Origin of the sequence: Citrobacter sp. wls710, assembly GCF_005281115.1 — a bacterium.
GTDB lineage: Bacteria > Pseudomonadota > Gammaproteobacteria > Enterobacterales > Enterobacteriaceae > Citrobacter > Citrobacter werkmanii.
The window spans coordinates 60,321-68,224 of the sequence record NZ_SZXD01000047.1; the positions used below are offsets into that span (position 1 = coordinate 60,321).

6 protein-coding genes and 1 pseudogene are annotated in these 7,904 nt (G+C 53.5%); 3 read left to right on the forward strand and 4 right to left on the reverse strand.

Going from position 1 to position 7,904, the window contains the following annotated elements; translation table 11 throughout:
• Nucleotides 1-11: 11 nt before the first annotated feature.
• Nucleotides 12-623 carry a membrane-bound lytic murein transglycosylase EmtA gene (emtA, locus tag FDX14_RS20850; protein WP_042307896.1) on the reverse strand — a complete coding sequence of 204 codons (612 nt, stop codon included), beginning with the start codon at nt 621-623 and terminating at the stop codon, nt 12-14.
• Between the two features lie 98 nt (nt 624-721).
• On the opposite strand from emtA, the gene ldcA reads away from it, so the two are divergent.
• Together ldcA and FDX14_RS20860 are read left to right on the forward strand one after the other, a co-directional pair.
• Entirely contained in the window at nt 722-1,636 is a 915-nt protein-coding gene (ldcA, locus tag FDX14_RS20855) for a muramoyltetrapeptide carboxypeptidase (RefSeq protein ID WP_042307895.1), read from the forward strand.
• Between the two features lie 97 nt (nt 1,637-1,733).
• Nucleotides 1,734-3,467: a potassium/proton antiporter gene (locus FDX14_RS20860; protein WP_042307893.1), complete on the forward strand. Its 1,734-nt coding sequence runs from the start codon at nt 1,734-1,736 to the stop codon at nt 3,465-3,467.
• Here the strand turns inward: FDX14_RS20860 and FDX14_RS25790 are convergent.
• The 3 genes and pseudogenes from FDX14_RS25790 to FDX14_RS20870 all read right to left on the reverse strand — a co-directional run.
• Nucleotides 3,405-3,551: pseudogene (locus tag FDX14_RS25790) on the reverse strand (hypothetical protein); the annotation flags it as partial. The gene FDX14_RS20860 and the pseudogene FDX14_RS25790 sit on opposite strands and share 63 nt — an antisense overlap.
• Before the next feature lie 17 nt (nt 3,552-3,568).
• Complete coding sequence (dadX, locus tag FDX14_RS20865) at nt 3,569-4,639, reverse strand: catabolic alanine racemase DadX (protein WP_137350167.1); 1,071 nt, start codon at nt 4,637-4,639, stop codon at nt 3,569-3,571.
• Between the two features lie 12 nt (nt 4,640-4,651).
• Nucleotides 4,652-5,950, reverse strand: coding sequence for a D-amino acid dehydrogenase (locus FDX14_RS20870; protein ID WP_042307891.1), 1,299 nt, complete (start codon nt 5,948-5,950; stop codon nt 4,652-4,654).
• A gap of 322 nt (nt 5,951-6,272) precedes the next feature.
• Between FDX14_RS20870 and FDX14_RS20875 the strand changes: the two genes are divergently transcribed.
• Entirely contained in the window at nt 6,273-7,805 is a 1,533-nt protein-coding gene (locus FDX14_RS20875) for a SpoVR family protein (RefSeq protein ID WP_006684212.1), read from the forward strand.
• The last annotated feature ends 99 nt before the right edge of the window (nt 7,806-7,904 follow it).

Here is a 7,904-nt window from a genome sequence, read left to right on the forward strand (position 1 = left end):
AATTACCTGAATTACATCGCATCCAGCGCTTGTTGAAGCTTCCAGATATAGCGTGGAGCCTGCGGCGCAGGATGATTATCAGCCACATAATCGATAAATTCATCCGGACTGAGATCGTTGATCTTATTGATCGCTTTTTTCCTGTCGGAGGAGAACGTTCGCAGCAGAGCGCCCGCCCCGTTGGCGTACGACACCACCACCGCATATTGCATCACCTGCGGATCTTCAATTCCGGCCAGCGGTCCGGTTTCAAGAATACTCAGGTAGGCGGCGCCCATCGAAATATTACGCTCAGGATTTTTCAGCTCGCTGGTCGACGGCTCTCCACTCCATCCCATGCGACGATAAACATCGCGCCCTGACGTAGACGCTTTTAGCTGCATCAGACCAATCGCATTCGATTTACTGACCGCATTCGGATTTCCGCCAGATTCAATGGCGATGATAGCGGTAATCAATTGTGGGCTGACCCCCCAGGCCGCACCGGCTTTTTCACTGATCGGCATCCATTGCATTGCGCGTTTGACCGGAACTTCAGCATTCCATGGCGGATTTTTGTAATCCTGTTTTGAACTACAGCCCGCAAGTAATACAACCAAAAAAGCAAACCATCTCAATTTCACGTCATCTATCCTTATAGCCGGAACCTGTCGCTGAGGTGACAACGACATACCTACGCGGCATGATATACATTTGGTTTTAGTTGTAGCAAGGAAATGCCATGTCCCGGTTTCACTTAATTGCCCCTTCGGGCTACTGTATCAACCAGCAGGCTGCATTACGTGGGCTTGCGCGGCTTACTGAGGCCGGTCATCAGGTCGAGAATTCGGCGGTCATTACGCGCCGCTGCCAGCGTTTTGCAGGCACCGAAGCAGAGCGTCTGGCTGATGTGAACTCGCTCGTAAATCTGCAAACGCCCGATACCATTGTCATGGCGGTACGCGGAGGCTATGGCGCCAGCCGTTTACTGGAAGGTATCGACTGGCAGGGGCTGGCTGCCCGTCAGCAGCAAAACCCGCTGTTGCTCTGCGGGCACAGCGATTTTACGGCGATTCAGTGCGGTTTGCTGGCGCAAGGGAATGTGATTACCTTCAGCGGCCCAATGCTGGCGGCTAACTTCGGTGCCGAGGAGATGAACACGTTTACCGAGTACCATTTCTGGCAGGCTTTGCGTCATCCCCAATTTACCCTCGAATGGCAGAGTAACGGCCCGGCATGTACGACCGAAGGTACGCTATGGGGCGGAAATCTGGCGATGATCATTTCGCTGATGGGCACGCCGTGGATGCCCGCTATCGAAAACGGTGTGTTGGTGCTGGAAGACATTAATGAGCACCCATTCCGTATTGAACGCATGCTGCTGCAACTATACCACGCGGGAATTCTGGCGCGGCAGAACGCCATCATTCTTGGCAGTTTTAGCGGCAGTGCGCCCAATGACTATGACGACGGTTACAGCCTTGATTCGGTTTGCGCTTTTCTCCGCGCCAGATTGTCAGTTCCGTTAATCAGCGGTCTCGATTTTGGTCATGAACAGCGCACCGTCACCCTGCCTTTGGGGGCGAATGCGATGCTGAAAAACGATAAAAATGGCGCTCAGCTCACCATAAATGGTCATCCGGTACTTAAATCGTAAAAAAAGCCACTAACAGGGCTAAGTAAAACGCTGTTTCTGTCGTTATTATGTTAGGGTTTGTTAATACGAAACAGCGTAATTCAGGAGTAAACGAACGTTGGATGCCGCAGCAATTATTAGCCTTTTTATTTTGGGTTCCGTTCTCGTCACCTGCAGTATCTTACTCAGTTCATTCTCATCACGTCTTGGCATCCCTATTCTGGTGATATTTCTCGCTATCGGGATGTTAGCCGGTGTGGACGGTGTCGGCGGTATTCCTTTTGACAACTACCCTTTTGCCTACATGGTGAGTAACCTGGCGCTGGCGGTTATCCTGCTCGACGGCGGCATGCGCACCCAGGCCAGCTCTTTTCGCGTCGCGCTGGGTCCGGCACTATCACTGGCGACCGTCGGGGTACTGATTACCTCCGGACTTACCGGCATGATGGCCGCATGGTTGTTTAATCTGGATCTCATTGAGGGACTATTGATTGGCGCGATAGTCGGTTCCACCGACGCGGCGGCGGTCTTTTCCCTGCTTGGCGGTAAGGGGCTTAACGAACGTGTTGGCTCCACACTGGAAATTGAATCCGGGAGTAATGACCCGATGGCGGTGTTTTTGACTATCACGCTTATCGCCATGATCCAAAACCACGAGACCGGTTTAAGCTGGATGTTCGCGGTGCATATTCTCCAACAGTTTGGCTTAGGGATTGTGCTGGGACTCGGCGGCGGCTACCTGCTGCAGCAAATGATTAACCGCATTTCGTTGCCTGCCGGGCTGTATCCGTTACTGGCCTTAAGCGGCGGGATCCTCATTTTTGCTCTGACTACCGCGCTGGAAGGCAGCGGTATTCTGGCGGTTTACCTGTGCGGTTTCCTGCTGGGTAATCGCCCAATCCGCAACCGATTTGGTATTCTGCAAAACTTCGATGGCCTGGCCTGGCTGGCGCAAATCGCCATGTTCCTGGTGCTGGGGCTACTGGTCACACCGTCCGACCTGCTGCCTATCGCGATTCCGGCGCTGATTTTGTCCGCGTGGATGATTTTCGTGGCACGTCCGCTGTCGGTCTTCGCCGGACTGCTGCCGTTCCGTGGCTTCAATCTGCGCGAGCGTATTTTTATCAGTTGGGTGGGCTTGCGCGGGGCGGTGCCGATCATCCTTGCCGTCTTCCCGATGATGGCGGGCCTGGAGAATGCGCGTCTGTTCTTTAATGTGGCCTTCTTCGTGGTTCTGATCTCCCTGCTGTTTCAGGGAACGTCGCTTTCCTGGGCGGCTAAAAAGGCCAAAGTGGTGGTTCCGCCGGTCGGCTGGCCCGTTTCACGTATTGGTCTGGATATTCACCCGGATAACCCTTGGGAGCAGTTTGTTTATCAGCTCAGCGCGGATAAGTGGTGTGTGGGAGCAGCATTGCGCGATCTGCATATGCCGGAAGAAACGCGAATTGCCGCCCTGTTTCGTGACAATGTATTGTTTCATCCGTCGGGCAGCACGCGCCTGCGTGAAGGCGACGTGTTGTGCGTCATTGGTCGCGAGCGCGATCTCCCCGCTCTCGGCAAGCTATTCAGCCAGTCGCCGCCGGTATCGTTAGACCAGCGCTTCTTTGGGGATTTTATTCTCGAAGCCAGCGCAAAATATGCCGACGTGGCGCTGATATATGGCCTCGACGATGGCACAGAGTATCGCGATAAACAGCAAACGCTGGGTGAAATTGTTCAGCACCTGTTAGGCGCCGCGCCGGTCGTCGGTGACCAGGTGGAATTTGCTGGCATGATCTGGACGGTGGCCGAGAAAGAAGATAATGCGGTGCTGAAGGTTGGTGTTCGCGTTGCTGAAGATGAGGATGAGTAGCGTAGCTGTTTTTGCCGGGTGGAAGCTGCGCCTACCCGGCATACAAAATACACTGCTCCTCCAGGCCTGAAAGCTGCGCGCCATCAGGCAATTTTATAAAGTTACACCGTCACAACCGGTACGCGCAGCGCCAGCGAACACATCAGCTCGTAGCCCACCGTACCCGCAGCAGCGGCCACATCGTCAATTTTAATCTCTTTGCCCCACAGCTCTACCGGCGTGCCGATCCCCGCCTGAGGACATGGCGTCAGATCAACCGCCAGCATATCCATTGAGACCGTTCCGACCGTTTTGGTGCGCACGCCGTCCACCAGCACTGGTGTGCCGCTCGGCGCATGGCGCGGATAACCATCTGCATACCCGGTCGCCACAATGCCGATGCGTTGCTCTCCACTGGCAGTGTAACGCCCTCCGTAACCGACCCGATCGCCGGCTTTCAGCGTTTGTATGCCGATAATTTCGCTGCTTAACGTCATCACAGGTTTGAGACCTGTATTTGCGATGTCTCGCCATTGCCCCGACGGCGAAGCACCGTACAAGATGATGCCAGGGCGAACCCAGTCATAATGCGCTTCAGGATGCCACAGCGTGGCAGCTGAATTGGACAGTGATCGTCTGCACTCCAGCCCTTCTGTCGCCTGCGCAATACGCGTCATCGCTTCCTGAATGCCATTCGGGTGTTCTGCATCCGCGAAGTGCGACATCAGCGTCATTTCACCGACGTTGGGCATTGCCCGCAGCTGTTGCCAGACCGTGGAAACTCTGTCCGGTAGGAAACCCAGACGGTTCATGCCACTGTTCACCTTCAGATAAACATCGAGCGGTGCATTCAGACGCGCATTCTGCAATGCTTTAAGCTGCCAGTTACTATGCACACACGTTGTCAGACGATATTTGTCATATACCGTCAGGTCGTCGGCGTGGAAAAAACCCTCCAGCATTAATATCGGGCCTTTCCATCCCCGCTCGCGCAGGGTTATCGCCTCTTCAAGATTGAGCATGGCAAAACCGTCGGTTGTGCCCAGCGCATTCCATACTCGTTCAATGCCGTGTCCGTAGGCATTGGCTTTCACTACCGACCAGACGCGGGCGTCCGGTGCGGCCTGGCGCGTAATGGCCAGATTTTGTTTCAACGCCTGCAGGTCAATGCTGGCCAGTATCGGGCGGGTCATCTCTCGTCCTTATCAGTTATGTGCGCCGTGTAAATGCCGTGGACGAGAGGGGGTAAACCCCGGACTGTAACGCGCCACGCTCAAATCGTCGTAAGGAATGGCTGGGGTACGGCCAGACAAAATATCGCTCAGCAACTGGCCGGATCCACAGGCCATGGTCCAGCCCAGCGTGCCATGACCGGTATTGAGTAGCAGATTCTTAAAGCGGGTTCGTCCCACGACCGGCGTACCGTCCGGGGTCATCGGGCGCAGTCCGGTCCAGAATGTGGCCTGTTCCACATGACCGCCGCGCGGGAAAAGATCACGTACGACCATCTCCAGCGTTTCGCGGCGTGGCTGCAGCAATTCGGTATTGAAGCCAACAATCTCCGCCATGCCGCCAACGCGAATGCGGTTATCAAAGCGAGTAATGGCGATCTTGTAAGTTTCATCAAGGATAGTAGAAACCGGTGCCCCGTCATCCTGCGCCACTGGAATGGTCAAGGAATAACCTTTCAGCGGATAGACCGGAATATCCACGATCCCTTTGAGCATCGCCGTGGAGTAAGAGCCAAACGCCATCACATAAGCATCGGCTTTAATGATTTCCTCGCCACACTGCACGCCATATATTTGCTCACCTTCGCTGAGCAGCTTATCAACTGGGGTGTTAAAGCGGAACGTAACGCCCGCTTGCTCGGCCATCTGCGCCAGGCGCTGGGTAAACAGTTGGCAGTCACCGGTTTCGTCGTTCGGTAAACGCAGACCGCCGGTCAGCTTGTGCGCGACTTCTGCCAGTGCCGGTTCGACTTCAGCCAGGCGGTTTGCTTCCAGCAACTGATATGGCACGCCCGCGTCTTCGAGCACGGCGATATCGCGGGTGGCGTTCTCATACTGTTGAGCCGTACGGAACAGCTGTAACGTTCCGCCCTGACGTCCTTCATACTCAATGCCGGTAGAAGCGCGCAGCGCTTTCAGACAATCACGGCTGTATTCCGCCAGCCGCACCATGCGTCCTTTGTTTTCCATGTAGTGGCTGGTGTCGCAGTTGCGCAGCATTTGCCACATCCATTTCAACTGGAACTGGGTCCCGTCGAGACGGACGGCCAGCGGGGCATGGCGCTGAAACATCCATTTAATTGCTTTAAGCGGTACGCCTGGCGCCGCCCATGGTGCTGCATAACCTGGCGAGATTTGTCCGGCATTTGCCGCACTGGTTTCCAGTGCCGGACCGGGCTCACGATCAATGACGGTGACATCGTGTCCAGCCTGACTTAAGTACCAGGCGCTGGTCACGCCAACGACACCACTTCCCAGTATGACAACTCGCATAGCCACTCCATTAACAGTAAAAGAACAATCATCTAATTACATCTTGATAACTCAGTTGAAAATATTATTCAACATATGGCTTTTTTATGGTGACTTATCTCACATATAGCGGTGATTGCAGGGAGCTCCCTGCTTTGGAATCTCATGCTGTGCGTTATTTTTATCCAGCATAAAATTTTGCGGACATGCCTTTTTTCCACGCCTCGCTATCGTGAAATCGCAAAGAAAAAATTTCTGCCGCAGCACGTTTTTTAACACCATGATCTATGCTTGAAATGAGGTACTCCAGACAGAGAGTGCCGCCAACAATGAGGGTGCGCGAATGGCTACGATTGATTCCATGAACAAGGACAGCACACGGTTAAGCGATGGACCCGACTGGACGTTTGATCTGCTGGATGTCTATCTGGCGGAAATAGACCGCGTGGCGAAACTCTATAGACTGGATACCTACCCGCACCAAATCGAGGTGATCACCTCCGAACAGATGATGGATGCCTACTCCAGCGTCGGGATGCCAATCAACTATCCGCACTGGTCGTTTGGTAAGAAGTTTATTGAAACCGAGCGCTTGTATAAGCATGGTCAGCAGGGACTGGCCTATGAAATCGTCATTAACTCCAATCCATGTATCGCGTATCTGATGGAAGAGAACACTATCACCATGCAGGCGCTGGTGATGGCGCATGCCTGCTACGGACATAACTCTTTCTTCAAAAATAACTACCTGTTCCGTAGCTGGACGGATGCCAGTTCCATTGTCGACTATCTGATCTTCGCGCGAAACTACATTACCCAGTGTGAAGAGCGTTACGGTGTAGATGAAGTCGAAAAGCTCCTCGACTCCTGTCATGCGCTGATGAACTACGGTGTGGACCGTTACAAACGACCACAAAAAATCTCGCTACAGGAAGAGAAAGCCCGGCAGAAAAGCCGTGAAGAGTATCTGCAAAGCCAGGTGAATATGCTGTGGCGCACGCTGCCGAAGAAAGAGGAAGAGAAAACCATTTCCGAAGCGCGGCGATATCCTTCCGAGCCGCAAGAAAACCTGCTGTATTTTATGGAGAAAAACGCGCCACTACTGGAGTCCTGGCAGCGTGAGGTGTTACGCATCGTGCGCAAGGTCAGCCAGTATTTTTATCCGCAGAAACAGACGCAGGTGATGAACGAAGGCTGGGCCACATTCTGGCATTACACCATCCTCAACCACCTTTATGATGAAGGTAAAGTTACCGAGCGTTTTATGCTGGAGTTTCTGCATAGCCACACCAACGTGGTATTCCAGCCGCCGTACAATAGCCCGTGGTATAGCGGGATAAACCCTTATGCGCTGGGTTTTGCGATGTTCCAGGATATCAAGCGTATCTGTCAGTCCCCCACCGAAGAAGACAGATACTGGTTCCCGGATATTGCCGGTTCCGACTGGCTGGAAACGCTGCATTTCGCGATGCGCGATTTTAAAGATGAAAGCTTTATCAGTCAGTTCCTGTCACCAAAAGTGATGCGCGATTTCCGCCTGTTCACCGTGCTGGATGACGATCGCCACAATTACCTGGAGATTTCCGCTATCCATAATGAGGAAGGATATCGTGAAATTCGTAGCCGACTGTCGTCGCAATATAACCTCAGCAATCTGGAGCCGAATATTCAAATCTGGAATGTTGATCTGCGTGGCGACCGGTCACTCACCTTGCGTTATATTCCGCATAACCGCGCCCCGCTGGATAAAGGCCGCAAAGAGGTGCTGAAACATGTGCACCGGTTATGGGGTTTTGACGTGATGCTGGAGCAGCAGAATGAAGATGGCAGCGTGGAGCTGCTGGAGCGTTGCCCGCCGAGGATGAACGGTCTGTAAAAACAAAACCCCTCGAATGAGGGGTTTTTAATTAGCGTCCCTGAATAGCTAAATCGCCCGGCAGGTTCTTTGGATTTGCCCCTATATTTCCAGACACCT